This is a genomic window from Actinoplanes sp. ATCC 53533, from assembly GCF_003947245.1.
Genome location: NZ_QHHV01000006.1, coordinates 167,107 through 180,342 on the forward strand (window position 1 = coordinate 167,107; position 13,236 = coordinate 180,342).

Here is a 13,236-nt window from a genome sequence, read left to right on the forward strand (position 1 = left end):
GGTTGTGGTCGGGTGTGGTCTCCGGGGCGTATTTCTTCCAGGCTCCTCCAGCTTGGACGGCGACGGCAACTAATAGTGGCGGCGGCTGTCTTGTCCGGTTTACCTGGCAAGTCGGCCGACAGCACAGAATTGATCCACTTCGGGAGTGGCTAGGTCGCTGGTCTCGGGCCGCCACCGCGAACACGAGACCACGCCGGGGTCGAGCAACTCCAGCCGGTCGAAGAAGCGAGTGATCTGCTGCGCTGAGCGGAAGGTTATCGGGGGCGTGGCATTCTCATTCCAGAACCGCCGTGCCGCCTCCGCCTCCGCGGGGTTAACTTCGTTGCTGGCATGGGCGATCGCCAGGTAGCTGCCAGGCGGTACCGCGTCAAGGAGCCGGTTGACGATCGCCTGCGCCTCGTCGTCGTCGATGACGAAGTTCAACACGCCCAGCAGGGTCAGCGCGACCGGTTGGGTGAAGTCCAACGTCCGGGCGGCCTCCTGCAAGATCTTCTCGGGGTCGTGCAGGTCGGCCTCGATGTAGTCGGTGACACCTTCCGGTGTGCTGGTGAGCAGCGCGCGAGCGTGCACCAGGACCAGCGGATCGTTGTCGATGTAGACGATCCGCGACTGCGGGGCCACGGACTGGGCGACCTCGTGTGTGTTGTCGGCAGTCGGTAGTCCGGTGCCGACATCGAGGAACTGGCGTACGCCGGCTTCCCCGGCGAGGTATCGCACCGCGCGGCCGAGGAAGGCCCGGTCAGCGCGGGCGGTGGTGCGCATGTTCGGCAGGAACTGCAGGATCTGCTCCCCGACCTCCCGGTCGGCGGCGTAGTGGTCCTTGCCGCCCAGCCAGTAGTTCCAGGTCCGCGCGGTGTGCGCCACACTCGTGTCGATCTTCGACGCGTACTCCTGGCTATCGGCCATCTGTGCACCCTCCGACTCCACGCTGTGCCGCCTTCACGCTCCGCGCAGCATAGACGCCCCTCCCTGCCTACTACGGCCGACCGCGCCCGCTCGGCCGGTTGGCGATGATTGCCCAGATGCCGCCGAGTGTTGGGGGTACCGGAGCCCGAGAAAATGCTGCGGCTGGTGTCTCTACGGCAACCCGAGCCCAAGCTGTGCTTTCCAAGCGTCGTAGCAAGCGCGGTCGACAAGCTTGCGCCAGTCGCCGTCAACGACCGCCAACACGCTGGTCTGCGTCCGGATACCGCAGCGCACGCACACGATCTCAGTTTGCGATCGAGGACAAAGCTGCAGCGGTCCCCGGGCCGGCTCGGATCGCACCACCCGGTCAGCCAGTCGACGCGCCACAGTCCGGCCTCCTGTCCGGCGCGCATACGGGCATCACTCGCCGGACGTTACCAGCGACACCGCTCGATCGACCCGACGCCGGCGCAGGCGCTTCGGGCCGGGGAACGGCCAGGCCGTTCCGTTCATTCCGGGCCGCTGTTCCGGAACGGCTGGCCCGTTCCGGCGACCGTTCCGCGCGGCCTGGCGGAACGGCGCGGAGCGGCGGGCTTGCGCTTCCCTGTTCCCGAAAGCTTCGGCCCGGCGCAGCGGTCGGCTATCCCGCGCGGACCGGATCTCCCACCGGTGCCGCTCGCGTCCTTCGGGACCGACGCGTTCGCCTATGGTGTGTTTCCACGGCGAGTTGCTGCCGTACCCGTGGTGCGTCCCGGTCCGCCAGGGTCGATAGGTTGTCTTCGTGTCGCTGAGTGACGGCAGTTCGCAGGCGGCTCGCACAGGGCTGCGATGTGCTGCTGTCACCGCCATCACTGACGTGGAGTTCGTGTCGTTGCTGGGCTTGCCACGGCGTTTCGGCCCGCCGCTGCGGCGGGTCCGGTGCGAGTTGGTCACCGGTCACGTGGGCAGTCACGTCGCGTTCGCGATGGCCACTGACTGCGGGCAGTGCTGGTGGTGGGTCCGCTGGGACGCGAGCCGTCAGGAACTGGTTCAGCTGCAAGTGTGCGACTCCGTAGGTCAACCGAGTGGAGACGACTGCGTTCTGCCGCTCGGTCACCCCGGACCGCACAGTTACGAGCTGTAGCTGCTCAGCCTCTCTCGGTGTCGAAAGGGACCCTCCATCACGCCACCCCTGATCGATAGCAAGGGGGTGCGGGTACGCGGCGCCTACCGCGCCACCGGCAGCCATGATCACGACGATGCGTGACGGGTGCGCGAGCGCGAGCACCCGGCCGAACGACATTGGTAATGCCAGGGGGTGTGCCAAAGAGCGAAGAACATCGATCTCTGAGATGAGAGAGAACGCAGGTCAGGCCACGCGCCCACCAGCAGGAACAACATAGAGGCCACAAGGGCTACCCCTGATGGCCTGGGTGGGCATGAGGGCATGGAGGGTGCCCGATGCTCAGCTGGCCGGTGAACGCGACGATCTGCTGCTCGCCCCGGCGCCGGTGGACGTAGAACGCCTCGGGCTGCCGGTCGAGCCAGAATTCCACGAGCCTCGCGGACTCCGCCCCTTGGGTCCGCAGCGCGATCTGGCACACCTCCGCCCGGTCGGCCGGCTCGTAGCGGTGATCGCGCACCTCGAGCTCGTCGAGATGGGCGAAGCCGGACTGCGAACTCCGCTCGGACCGCTGCACGAACAGGACATCGGCGACGTGCGGCAGCGCGGCGTCATCGGCGACGGCGCGGGTGAGCAGGTGGCTCATCATGCGCTCGTGCATGACCGCGAACCGGTCGGCGTCCCGCCAGCGCAGCTCCGCCTCCACGATGGTGCGCACCGCGCCGGTGGGATACAGCCCGCGCGGGCCCGAGGTGATGAAGGGCAGCGCCCGCAGCCACCCGAAGAGAACGCCGGCGTCGGCGTCGGTGACCACGGCGCGCACCAGGCTCTCGTCGATCGTCGCGGCGTGCGCGCAGGCCTCCAGCGCCTGCCGGTGGGCGCCGGACGGGATGTCACCGATCAGCTGGTGGAAGATCGACAGGGCGAGCTCGCGGGGCAGGTCCTCGTCGGTGACGCCGTGCGGATCGGCGACGAGCAGCCGCGCCGCGACCCGCAGCGCGAGCGGGTTGCCACCGCAGGCCCAGCGCGTGTACTCGTGACGCTCCTCCGGCACGTCATGGGCGCGCAGCAGGTCCGTCGACTCCGCGGGCGTGAACGGTTCCAGCGCCAGCGGGACCAGGAGGTCGGACCATCCCGGTTCGGCCTGCCACAGCACCGACGGCGCCTGCCGGGAGGCCACGGCGACCAGGGCGCCGGCCGGGAGCGCCGGAATCACGGTGTGCCGCAGCCATTGCTCCGGCTGGTCCGCCTGCTCGAGGTCGTCGATCAGGACGAGGGGCGGGCGCGTCCCGGCACCCGGCATCTCGACCCGGCGGTCGTGCTGCCCGGGCCGGATGACCACGACCCGGCGGTGCCCGAGCCGGGCCTCGTCGGCGAACCGGGTCAGCAGCGTCGTCTTGCCGATCCCGCCCGGGCCGTACAGGTAGAGCACGGTGAACGTGTCCGTCCGGCCGGCCGACGCCACGCGGAAGGCCGTCAGCTCCTTGCCGCGGCCGTGGAAGGCGCGCATCCGCGCGTCCTGGATCTGCCGGTCGAGCACCGCGGCCGGCTGACGTTCGCTGAAGTCCATTTTGTTACCGTTCGCTCCCTGCGGGCCCGGTCCGGCGGGCACCGACCTGTGGCAACGCCGTAACACCATCGGCTGGTCGGCTGGTCGATGGTGTCAGGTGCGCGTCAGTTCGGCGCCGACGGCGTCCGCCCTGCCCCAAGGGGATAGCGAGGATGCCCGGTTGCCCGGGTGCCCGATCGCTCAGGCACCCGGGCCGGGACGGTCAGCAGCAGCGGCTCCCCGGGCGGTTGTCGGCCCGGTCGACGCGCTGACGTTCGAACTCGCGACGCGACAGCGGGGCTGCCTGCGGGTGCGTCACGCTGTGCCGGCGCAGGTACCGCGCGTACTGGTTCTCACCGGTCAGTTCGCTCAGGTACCACCGGACGCCGCCGAGGGCCCGGGCCAGCCTCATGGCGCCACGTCCCCGCCGCCCGGCTTCGCGCCGGCGGCCGCGAGTTCCCGGCGCTCCTCCGCGGTGGGGAACAGCCCCGCCGGCGCCGTCAGCGTGGACTCCACGAACTCCGTCTCGGTGGAGGGCAGGGGTTCGCGGGCGCGCACGGCACGCCAGCAGACCAGCGCCGCGTTCGCCAGCACGGCGATGACCAGCAGCGCGAAGAACGCGGCGAGGACGCCGTCGACCGTGGAGTTGGTGACCACGGCGTGCATCTGGTCGACGTTCTTCGCCGGGGCGAGCAGCTTGCCCTGGTCGAGGGCGTCCGCATACCGTTCCCGCTGGGCGAAGAAGCCGATCCGCGGGTCGTCGGAGAAGACCTTCTGGTAGCTGGCGGTGAGCGTGACCGCGGCGTCCCAGGCCAGCGGCACGCCGGTCACCCAGGCCCACTTGAGCCGGCCGCTCTTGATCAGGATCGTGGTCGCCACGGTCAGCGCGACGGCGGCGAGCAGCTGGTTGGCGATGCCGAAGAGCGGGAAGAGCTGGTTGATCCCGCCGAGCGGGTTGGTGACCCCGGTGTAGAGGAAGTAGCCCCAGGCCAGCACGACGACGGCGCTGGTCGCCCAGATGCCGGGCTTCCAGCTGACCCGGCCGATCGGCTTCCAGATGTTGCCCAGGGTGTCCTGCAGCATGAAGCGGCCGACCCGGGTGCCGGCGTCCACCGTGGTCAGGATGAACAGCGCCTCGAACATGATGGCGAAGTGGTACCAGAACGCCTTGAGCGATTCCCCGCCGACGACGCTGGAGAAGATCTCGGACATGCCGACCGCCAGCGTCGGGGCACCGCCGGTGCGGGCCACCAGCGTCTCTTCCTGTACGGCCGCCGCCGCGGCGGTGAGGTCCTGCGGCGTGATCGTGAACCCGAGCGTGGCCACCGCCGTCGACGCGCTCTCGGCGGTGGCGCCGAGGAAGCCCGCGGGGGCGTTCATCGCGTAGAACAGGCCCGGCTCCAGGATGCAGGCCGCGATCAGCGCCATGATCGCGACGAACGACTCCATCAGCATGGCGCCGTAGCCGACCAGCCGGACCTGGGACTCCTTCTGGATCAGCTTCGGGGTGGTGCCGGAGGAGATGAGCGCGTGGAAGCCGGAGAGCGCGCCGCAGGCGATGGTGATGAAGACGAACGGGAACAGCTTGCCGGCGAACACCGGTCCGGCGCCGGTGCTCGCGAAGGAGGTCACCGCGTCGGCCTTCAGCACCGGGGCGGCGATCAGCACGCCGACGGCGAGCAGGCTGATCGTGCCGATCTTCATGAACGTGGAGAGGTAGTCGCGGGGCGCCAGCAGCATCCAGACGGGCAGCACCGAGGCCAGGAACCCGTACGCGACCAGGCAGATCACCAGGGTCTCCGGGCTGAGGGTGAACGCGCCGGCCAGGCCGGAGTCCTGGATCCAGCCGCCGCCGACGATCGCGAGCAGCAGCAGGGCCACGCCGATGACCGAGGTCTCGACCACCCGGCCGGGCCGGATCACCCGCATGTAGAAGCCCATGAAGAGGGCGATCGGGATGGTCATCGCGATCGAGAAGGTGCCCCACGGCGAGTGGGCCAGGGCGTTGACCACGACCAGGGCGAGCACCGCCAACAGGATGATCATGATGGAGAACACCGCGATCAGGGCCGCCGCGCCGCCGAACGCGCCGATCTCGTCGCGGGCCATCTGGCCCAGGCTCTTGCCGTTGCGCCGCATCGAGAAGAACAGGATCACCATGTCCTGCACCGCGCCGGCGAAGATCACCCCGAAGATGATCCACATGGTGCCGGGCAGGTAGCCCATCTGCGCGGCGAGCACGGGCCCGACCAGCGGGCCGGCCCCCGCGATGGCCGCGAAGTGGTGACCGAGCACCACCCGGCGGTCGGTCGGCTGGAAGTCGACGCCGTCGTCGAGGCGCTCCGCCGGGGTGGCCCGCCGGTCGTCGACCCGCAGCACCTTGCGGGCGAGGAACTTCGCATAGAACCGGTACGCGATCGCGTACGAGCCGAGGGCGGCGATCACCAGCCAGATGGCCGAGATGTCCTCGCCGCGCGACAGCGCGATCATGCCCCAGGCGACCGCGCCGACGACGGCGACCGCCATCCAGGTGATCACGGTCCTCATGGTCGGCCGGGAGCGGCCGGTGGGTGGGCTGCTGGTCGTATCTGCGGTCACGGTGTTCCCCCTCGGGTCAGGGTGGGGCCGGGCGGATCGGTGCGGGGCGGATCGGTGCGGGGCGGATCGGCACGCCGGAGGCGGTACGCGGCGAGCAGCAGCAACGCGCTCACCGGCACCCAGGCGAACTGGTACCAGTAGAAGAACGGCACGCCGGCCAGGGCGGGGCCGCCGCCGGCGTACCAGGGGACCCAGAGCAGGCCGAGCAGCGGCGCGGCGAGGCACAGGGCAGACAGGACGGTGTTCCGCCGTTGTGCCCGGCTTGCCCGTGGGGTGAGTTCTGAGGTCACGTCGACGAGTTGCCTGGGCCGTCCCCATGGTTTACACAGATTTCCCGCAGGTTTCGAAATACCTCGGCACGGCGGTCAACCGAACCCGGTCCTCACGCAACCCGTACACGACAGCCAACCCAGGTGGTGAGCATGATTCAGTCGACGACCGCGGTGACGTTCCTGCTCATCGTCGGTGGCACGTCGCTGCTCGCCGTGACCGCCCGCCGGTTCCGCCGGCGTGACCGGCTGCCCAGCCTGGACGGCTGGGCGCTGGCCGACCGCAGTCTCGGCGGCAGCGTCACGTGGTTTCTGCTCGGCGGCACCATCTTCACCGCGTACACGTTCGCGGCGGTGCCGGGACTGGTCTACGGCGTCGGCGCGCTCGCCTTCTTCGCGCTGCCGTACACGGTGGTGCTCTGTCCGCTGGCGTTCGTCGTGCTGCCCCGGCTGTGGCAGGCGGCGCGCGACGGCGGGCACATCACCGTCGCGGACTACATCAAGGCCCGGTACGCCTCCCCGCTGCTGGCCCTGGCGGTGGCGCTCACCGGCATTCTCGCCACGATGCCCTACATCGCGCTGCAACTGCTGGGCATCCGGGCGGTGCTCACCGCGGGCGGGCTGTATCCGCAGGGCTGGGCCGGCGACCTGGCGCTCATCGGCCTGTTCGCCGTGCTGGCCGTCGCCACCTACCACCACGGCCTGCGCGCGCCGGCGGTGATCTCCCTGGTCAAGGGCGTGGCCATCGGCGGCGCGGTGGTCGCCGTGGTGGCCGTGGCGCTGGACGAGTTCGGCGGGCCCGGCCCGATGTTCGCCGCCGCCGAGGCGCGCCTGCCGACACCCGGCCTGCCCGGGGCCTCGATGCACCTGGACCCCACGCTCTACCCCGCGTTCGCCACCCTCGCGCTCGGCTCGGCGATGGCCCTGCTGATGTATCCCCACCTGCACACCGCGACGTTCGCCGCGTCCAGCGCGGACGTGGTGCGCCGGGTCACCGTCGCGCTGCCGGCCTGGACCGCGGTGCTGGGCCTGTTCGGGCTGCTGGGCATCGCCGCGCTCGCGGCGGGCGTGCTCGCCCCGGCCGGCAACGCCGAGGCCGCGGTGCCGCTGCTGGTCCGGGATCTCATGCCGGCCGCGCTGACCGGCGCGATCTTCGGCGCGTTCGTCGTCGGGGCGCTGGTGCCGGCCGCGGTCATGTCCATCGCGGCCGCGACGTTGTTCGTCCGCAACGTCTACGTCGAATACTTCCACCCGACCGCCACGCCCAAGCATCAGACCCGGATCGCCAAGCTGATCTCGCTGACCGCGAAGGTCGGCGCGGTCGGCTTCGTGGTCGGGCTCCGCAACCAGGATGCCATCAACCTGCAGCTGCTCGGTGGGGTGTGGATCCTGCAGACGTTCCCGGCGGTCGTGCTCGGCCTGTTCACCCGCCTGTCGCACAGCCGGGCGCTGCTGGCGGGCTGGGTCGCCGGCATGATCGTCGGGACGCTGCTGGTGGTCCGGCAGGGCTTCTCCGCCGTGGTGTGGATCGGCCTCGGCGACCACCGCACACCGGTGTACGCCGCGGTCGTCGCCCTGGCCGTCAATCTCGTCGTGGTCGCCGCCGCCGGCCCGGTGCTCGCGCGGGGCGGGCCGCGTCGCCTGCGTACCGGATCGGGGGTCGGACCGTCATGACGGAGGAGACCAAGCCGGCCCCGGCGACCATGCCGACGGCCGCGCCGCCCGGCCCGACGGCGGCCGGTTTCGCCGCCGGCGATGATCCGGAACGCGAGGCCGCGCTGGCGCGGCTGTTCCAGGAGCACTACAGCAGCATGCTGCGGCTGGCCGTGCTGCTCGGCGCCGACGACGCCGAGGACATCGTGGCGGAGGCGTTCTATCAGCTCTACCGGCGCTGGCGGCGGCTCCGCGGGGTCGAGAACGCGCTGCCGTATCTTCGTTCGGTGGTCTGCAACCTGAGCCGGATGCGCCTGCGTCACCTGCAGGTGATCCGCCGGCACGCCGGGCCCGCGGCCCGGCTGGCATATCCCGCGACCCTGCTCGCCGACCGGGCGGAGTCGTCGGCGGAGGCCGAGGCGATGCTGCACGACGACCACCGGGCGCTCGTCGGAGCCCTCAAGCAACTCCCGGCCCGGCAACGCGAGGCCCTGGTGCTGCGGTACTGGCTGAGCCTGCGCGAGGCGGAGATCGCGGCGGCCATGGGCATCTCCTGCGGGGCCGTCAAATCACACACGTCGCGCGGGATGGCCGCGCTGTCCCGGGTCCTGGAGGAGCGACGATGAAGAGTACGGGCGACACCGAGGAGCAGCTGCGCCGGACGCTCGAGACCCTGGCCGCCGGGGTCGAAGCCGCCCCGCCGGAATATCGCCGGGCGCGGGCCCAGTGGCGCAGCCGCGAGCGGCGCCGCCGGCTGATCCTCGCGATCCTGATCGCGCTGGTCTTCGCCGTGGCCGACGGCATCGGGCTGTGGGCCCTCAACCAGGCCCCGGAGAGCCCGAGCGTGATCTTCGAGGATCCGGCCGGGGTGAGCTCACCGGGGCCGGCCGATCGTCTCGGACCGCCCTAGTCCGGCGGCTGCGGAGACAGCCTTATGTCTGATATGCGAATATCGTCATCATGTCCGTCTCTCGCCGCACCCTGCTGCGTGCCGCCGCGGCTGCGCCGGCCGCTGTCGCTGTTTCGGCCGCTGTCGCCATGCCGGCCGCCGGCACCCCGGCCGCGCCGCGGGTTCCCGGCCGCCTCCCCACGCCCGGCGACTGGAAGGCGCTGGCCGCGAGCCTCGACGGCGCCGTGGAACTGCCCGGCACGACCGCCTACGACCAGGCCCGCCGCCTCGTCGATCCCCGCTTCGACACCGTCGCCCCACCGGCGGTCGCCCGGTGCGCCGGCCGCGCCGACGTCGCCGAGGTGATCCGCTTCGCCCGGCGGTTCGGCGTGCCGGTGGTCCCGCGCGGCGGCGGCCACTCCTATGTGGGTGCCTCCACCAGCCGCACCGCCGTGGTCCTGGACCTGCGCGGCCTGCGGGCCATCGGGTACGACCCGGGCAGCCGCACCGCGAGGATCGGCGGCGGCGCCAAGCTCATCGACGTCTATGACGAACTCGACGGGCACGGCGTCTCGATCCCCTCGGGTTCCTGCGGCACGGTCGGCATCGGCGGGGTCACGCTCGGCGGCGGGGTCGGCATGGCGGCCTCCGCGTACGGGCTGACCTGCGACGCCGTGACCGCCGCCGAGGTCGTCACCGCCGACGGGCGGCACCGCACCGTGCACGCCGGCCGGGAACCGGACCTGTTCTGGGCCCTGCGGGGCGGCGGGGGCGGCCAGGTCGGCGTCGTCACGGCCTGGCGGATGCGCACCTACCCGGCGACCACGGTCGGCACCTTCGTCCTGACCTACCCGTGGAGCGACGCGGCCCGGGTGGCCGCCGGCTGGCAGGCCCGCCTGTCGGGCGCCCCCGACGAGACCTGGTCGGCGTGCCAGTTCGCCACCGACGCCGAGGGCCGCCTCGGCGTGCGGATCGCCGGGGTGCTGCTGGGCGGCGCCGCGGACGCCGAGGTAGCGGAGATCGTCCGGGCGATCGGGCGCGAACCGGAAACGGTACGCCTCGAACGGCTGCCACACCGCACCGTCGTGCACAACCGCAGCGACTGCGACGACGCCCGGGACTGCGGTCCCCGGGCCACCGAACTGGTGGGCAGCGACGTCTTCCCGCGGATCCTGCCCGCCGGCGCGATCGCCGTGCTGCTGGCCACCGTGGAACGCCGGGCCCGTGATCGCCGGCCCGGGGTGGCCAAGCTCAAGCGGATGACCGGGGCGCAGGCCCGGGTCCCCGCCGGCGCGACCGCGTTCCCCTGGCGCGACGCGCACACGATGCTGCAGTGGCTGGTCCAGCCGGCGGCCGGCGATCCCGCCACGGTGAGCGCCGCGTACGCGTGGATCGACGCGGGTCACCGGGCGATGGCCCGCTGGTCGGCCGGCCGGTACGTCAACTATCTCGAACCGGACCCGGCCCACGTGCCGCGCTACTACGCCGGAAATCTCGCGCGGCTGCGCCGGATCCGGGCGGCGGCCGACCCGGACCGGCTGTTCCGCTCGCCGTACGCGGTCTGACCGGGCCGCTTTCGCCTCCGCGACGGGCCCGCTCGGGCTAGTCGCTCGTGGGCCAGGTGGGACCCTGGTCGGTCCAGGTGACACCCTTGTTGCGGCAGAGGCAGAAGGGGTGGCCGACGGGGTCGGTGTAGACGCGGAAGCCGTAGCCGTCGGGGCCGATGGAGTCCCGCTGCAGGGTCGCGCCGAGGGCCAGGACGCGGCTCTGTTCGGCCTCGATGTCGTCGACTTCGAAGTCGAGGTGGAACTGCTTGGGGTGCTCGCTGTCGGGCCACCGCGGGGCGCGGTAGTCCGCCACCCGGATGAAGGCCAGCTCGATCTCGCCGAACTGGACACCGGCCCAGTTCTCGTCGCTGCTCCCCTTGACCGGGCGACCCGTCACCTCGGAGTAGAAGGCTGCCAGCTTCATCGTGTCCGGGCAGTCGATGATGAAATCGGTGAGTCGCAGCATCCGGCGATCTTGCCACACCACACCGTCGACACCCGGGTACGGGCGCCGGTTCGCCAGGGCAGGGCACCGCTGGCTGTGGTTCCTCGGCACGGTCGACACCTTTATGGCGAGCCTCCGGAAGACCGGGGCCGAGCCCGCCGCGCAGCACTTCGTCATGCTCCGCGACGGCGCCATGGCGACCGGCTGCCTCTTCGACCGGGTGCTGATCTGTGCGACCTTCCTCGGCGGCGTCGAGGAACTCATCCGGGCTCACACCGCGGGCCGGCCGTCCGCCTGATCAGCTGCCGTCCACCGGGCGGCCGTGCGCGTCGGGCACCCCGGACTTGCGCCAGAAATAGGCGTTGATCTGGTCACGCCACTCCCGCGCGCAGCGCACCTGCTCGCCGAGCCGCTCGGTCACCCGGGCGTGCAGCTCCGCGGTGACCAGCCCGCCGACCGGCACGGCCCGCCACCACGCCACGAGCTCCGCCGCCTGCTCGGCGCCGGCGAAGTGGGTGTCGTAGATGTGCTGGATGACGGTGGAGCCGGACCGCAGCAGGTGGCCGTACGGCACGTGGTGGAAGAAGAGCAGCAGCTCGTCCGGGCACGACCACACCGACTCGTAGACGTCGGACCACGGCGCCGGATACTGCCCAGTGAAGCCGGTGCCCGACGCGCGGGTCCGGTCGACGCCCACCCCGTCGCGGTCCGCGAAGTGGTAGGTGCCCCAGCGGCTGTACTCGTAGCCGTCGACGGCGGGGCCGTAGTGATCGCCCGGGTGCACCATGAAGCCGACACCCAGCGGCGCGGTGTACCGCTCGTAGGTGCGCCACGACCCGTCCATCATCAGGTGCAGGGTGCGCCGCAGGGCCGGATCGTCCGGGCCGAAGGTGAGGCTGATCCACTCGTCGAGCAGCTCGCCCGGGTCCGCACCCGGATCCCAGGCGAGCCGGCCGAACGCGTACAGGTTGGCCTGGGCGAGCGGGTGGCCGGTCCAGAACGGGTCGTCGCCCACGTTGGAGACCGCCACCAGGCCGCCGCCGGCGAGCTCGGCGACGGACCGGCCGGCCAGCGGGAAACGCAGCAGCTCGCTCCACTGCGGGGCCAGGTAGCACACGTGCCGCTGCTGGCCGGTGTATTCCTGGGTCACCTGCAGCTCCACCGCGACGCTGGTGGCCGGCATCGCGGCGATCACCGGCGACAGCGGCTCGCGCGGCTGGAAGTCGATCGGGCCGTACTTGACCTGCAGGACGACGTTGGCGTGGAACCGGCCGTCGAGCGGCACGAAGTGGTCGTAGGCGGCCCGGGCCCGGTCGGTGGCACGGTCCCGCCAGTCCTGGTGATGGTTGTAGACGAAGGCCCGCCAGTGCACGACCCCGCCGAACGGTTCCAGCGCGGCGGCGAGCAGGTTCGCGCCGTCGGCGTGGCTGCGGCCGTAGCCGAACGGGCCCGGCTGGCCCTCGGAGTCCGCCTTCACCACGAAACCGCCGAAGTCCGCGATGGCGGCGTACACCCGGCCGGCCGCTTCGCGCCACCAGCGCCGCACCCCCTCGTCGACCGGGTCCGCGGTCGGCAGCCCGCCGACCAGCATCGGCGCGGCGAAGCTCACCGAGAGATGGACCCGGATCCCGTACGGCCGGAGCACCGTGGCGATGGCGGCGACGTCGGCGAGCCGATCGGTGAGCAGCCGAGCCTCCGCGGCGTGCACGTTGACGTTGTTGACGGTCACCGCGTTGATCCCGCAGGCGGCCAGCAGGCGGGCGTACGCGTGGACCCGGCTCAGGTCCTCGCGCAGCGCGCCGTCCCGCCAGAACAGCGAGCCGCCGGCGTAGCCGCGCTCCACCTGGCCCATGACCGGGTGCACCGCCACGTTGTCCCAGTGGTCGAGCATCCGGCGCCGCGCCGCCGGGGACTCGGTGCGGGCCGGGAAGTCGGCACCGAAGGCGGCGGCGCCGAGCCTGACCACGTGGAAGAGCCCGTACAGCAGGCCGGCCGGCGTCGCGGACCGTACCGTCGTGGTCCCGGCCGCCCGGACCAGCTCGTAGCCGTCGCCGTCGGCAGCCGGATCCGGATCCGTCCGGAGGACGAGGTCGGGCGCCCCGCCGCCCGGCTGGCCGGTACGGACCTCGCCGCCGTACCGCGCGCAGGCCTGGGCCACCTCGTTCCGCACGGTGTCGACGAGCGGGCCCGTGCCGACGACCAGCGTGCGCCGGGACCCGATCGGCTGCCAGGCCACCGGCGGCAGCCAGGCGTGATGGACCTCGGTCTCGCTCATCGG

At 71.8% G+C, this 13,236-nt stretch carries 12 protein-coding genes; 5 read left to right on the forward strand and 7 right to left on the reverse strand.

All coding sequences use genetic code 11. From position 1 onward, the window contains the following. Positions 1 to 99: 99 nt before the first annotated feature. The 5 genes from DMB66_RS01910 to DMB66_RS01930 all read right to left on the reverse strand — a co-directional run bounded on the left by DMB66_RS01910 (position 100) and on the right by DMB66_RS01930 (position 6,445). The gene (locus DMB66_RS01910) at positions 100 to 906 is read right to left on the reverse strand and encodes an SAM-dependent methyltransferase (RefSeq protein WP_125802221.1); all 807 of its coding nucleotides are present in this window, start codon (positions 904 to 906) and stop codon (positions 100 to 102) included. Positions 907 to 2,300: 1,394 nt separating this feature from the next. After that, a complete protein-coding gene (locus DMB66_RS01915) occupies positions 2,301 to 3,578 on the reverse strand; it encodes an ATP-binding protein (protein ID WP_125802222.1) in 1,278 nt (425 codons plus the stop codon). Positions 3,579 to 3,780: 202 nt separating this feature from the next. Then, entirely contained in the window at positions 3,781 to 3,969 is a 189-nt protein-coding gene (locus DMB66_RS01920) for a YbdD/YjiX family protein (protein WP_125802223.1), read from the reverse strand. Further along, positions 3,966 to 6,155, reverse strand: a complete 2,190-nt coding sequence (locus DMB66_RS01925; RefSeq protein WP_233624230.1) for a carbon starvation CstA family protein — start codon at positions 6,153 to 6,155, stop codon at positions 3,966 to 3,968. Before DMB66_RS01925 ends, DMB66_RS01920 begins: the two co-directional genes overlap by 4 nt. Further along, positions 6,152 to 6,445 carry a DUF3311 domain-containing protein gene (locus DMB66_RS01930; RefSeq protein WP_199751744.1) on the reverse strand — a complete coding sequence of 98 codons (294 nt, stop codon included), beginning with the start codon at positions 6,443 to 6,445 and terminating at the stop codon, positions 6,152 to 6,154. Before DMB66_RS01930 ends, DMB66_RS01925 begins: the two co-directional genes overlap by 4 nt. Positions 6,446 to 6,577: 132 nt before the next feature. Between DMB66_RS01930 and DMB66_RS01935 the strand changes: the two genes are divergently transcribed. From DMB66_RS01935 to DMB66_RS01950, 4 genes are read left to right on the forward strand one after another with little or no spacing between them, the layout of a single operon-like run. Beyond that, positions 6,578 to 8,098 (forward strand): sodium:solute symporter, encoded by a 1,521-nt coding sequence (locus DMB66_RS01935; RefSeq protein WP_199751747.1) that lies wholly within the window; start codon positions 6,578 to 6,580, stop codon positions 8,096 to 8,098. Beyond that, positions 8,095 to 8,703, forward strand: coding sequence for an RNA polymerase sigma factor (locus tag DMB66_RS01940; protein ID WP_125802224.1), 609 nt, complete (start codon positions 8,095 to 8,097; stop codon positions 8,701 to 8,703). The genes DMB66_RS01935 and DMB66_RS01940 overlap by 4 nt, the downstream gene beginning before the upstream one ends. Continuing rightward, complete coding sequence (locus DMB66_RS01945; RefSeq protein ID WP_125802225.1) at positions 8,700 to 8,987, forward strand: hypothetical protein; 288 nt, start codon at positions 8,700 to 8,702, stop codon at positions 8,985 to 8,987. The genes DMB66_RS01940 and DMB66_RS01945 overlap by 4 nt, the downstream gene beginning before the upstream one ends. A 50-nt stretch (positions 8,988 to 9,037) precedes the next feature. Then, on the forward strand, positions 9,038 to 10,531 hold the full coding sequence (locus tag DMB66_RS01950; protein WP_125802226.1) for an FAD-binding oxidoreductase: 1,494 nt from the start codon (positions 9,038 to 9,040) through the stop codon (positions 10,529 to 10,531). 37 nt (positions 10,532 to 10,568) lie between these two features. Here the strand turns inward: DMB66_RS01950 and DMB66_RS01955 are convergent, their stop codons facing one another. Then, on the reverse strand, positions 10,569 to 10,979 hold the full coding sequence (locus tag DMB66_RS01955) for a VOC family protein (RefSeq protein WP_125802227.1): 411 nt from the start codon (positions 10,977 to 10,979) through the stop codon (positions 10,569 to 10,571). On the opposite strand from DMB66_RS01955, the gene DMB66_RS62375 reads away from it, so the two are divergent. Then, positions 10,966 to 11,256 (forward strand): hypothetical protein, encoded by a 291-nt coding sequence (locus DMB66_RS62375; protein WP_199751750.1) that lies wholly within the window; start codon positions 10,966 to 10,968, stop codon positions 11,254 to 11,256. The genes DMB66_RS01955 and DMB66_RS62375 overlap by 14 nt on opposite strands. Here the strand turns inward: DMB66_RS62375 and DMB66_RS01965 are convergent, their stop codons facing one another. Next, positions 11,257 to 13,233, reverse strand: a complete 1,977-nt coding sequence (locus DMB66_RS01965; protein ID WP_125802228.1) for an alpha-glucuronidase — start codon at positions 13,231 to 13,233, stop codon at positions 11,257 to 11,259. It lies immediately after the preceding gene. Positions 13,234 to 13,236 lie beyond the last annotated feature (3 nt).

Bases quoted from the DNA above. Each gene is read 5' to 3' on its own strand.
- DMB66_RS01920 (WP_125802223.1), bottom strand. From the start codon at position 3,969: ATGAGGCTGGCCCGGGCCCTCGGCGGCGTCCGGTGGTACCTGAGCGAA.
- DMB66_RS01940 (WP_125802224.1), top strand. From the start codon at position 8,095: ATGACGGAGGAGACCAAGCCGGCCCCGGCGACCATGCCGACGGCCGCG.
- DMB66_RS01950 (WP_125802226.1), top strand. From the start codon at position 9,038: ATGTCCGTCTCTCGCCGCACCCTGCTGCGTGCCGCCGCGGCTGCGCCG.
- DMB66_RS01935 (WP_199751747.1), top strand. From the start codon at position 6,578: ATGATTCAGTCGACGACCGCGGTGACGTTCCTGCTCATCGTCGGTGGC.
- DMB66_RS01945 (WP_125802225.1), top strand. From the start codon at position 8,700: ATGAAGAGTACGGGCGACACCGAGGAGCAGCTGCGCCGGACGCTCGAG.
- DMB66_RS01910 (WP_125802221.1), bottom strand. From the start codon at position 906: ATGGCCGATAGCCAGGAGTACGCGTCGAAGATCGACACGAGTGTGGCG.
- DMB66_RS01965 (WP_125802228.1), bottom strand. From the start codon at position 13,233: ATGAGCGAGACCGAGGTCCATCACGCCTGGCTGCCGCCGGTGGCCTGG.
- DMB66_RS01955 (WP_125802227.1), bottom strand. From the start codon at position 10,979: ATGCTGCGACTCACCGATTTCATCATCGACTGCCCGGACACGATGAAG.
- DMB66_RS01915 (WP_125802222.1), bottom strand. From the start codon at position 3,578: ATGGACTTCAGCGAACGTCAGCCGGCCGCGGTGCTCGACCGGCAGATC.